The organism is Paraburkholderia sp. SIMBA_053 (genome assembly GCF_046534895.1).
In the GTDB taxonomy this organism is placed as follows: domain Bacteria; phylum Pseudomonadota; class Gammaproteobacteria; order Burkholderiales; family Burkholderiaceae; genus Paraburkholderia; species Paraburkholderia caledonica.
In genome coordinates, this window is record NZ_JAWRXU010000879.1 from 1 (window position 1) to 264 (window position 264).

The following is a 264-nucleotide window of genomic DNA, read 5'->3' on the forward strand; positions in this document are numbered from 1 at the left end:
AACAGGTGTTGAAGCTGCTCGCGGGTTTGCAACGCAAATACAACTTGGGATTTGTGTTCATCAGCCACGATCTGGCCGTGATCGGCGCCATGGCGCATCGCGATGCCGTCATGCAGAACGGGGCGATCGTGGAGACGGGTGAGGTCGAGCGGATCTTTGCGGAACCGACCCATCCTTACACACGTAAGCTGTTGAAAGCGGCCTTGACGACTTGACATTCACCAATTGGGTGCGGCGAGTCATTGTTTTTTTCTATTTGTTTTG

Annotated in this window: 1 pseudogene; it reads left to right on the forward strand. The window is 53.4% G+C overall.

The annotated features are described in order from the left end of the window. A pseudogene (locus SB753_RS38125) lies at positions 1-215 on the forward strand (microcin ABC transporter ATP-binding protein); the annotation flags it as partial. Positions 216-264: the final 49 nt, after the last annotated feature.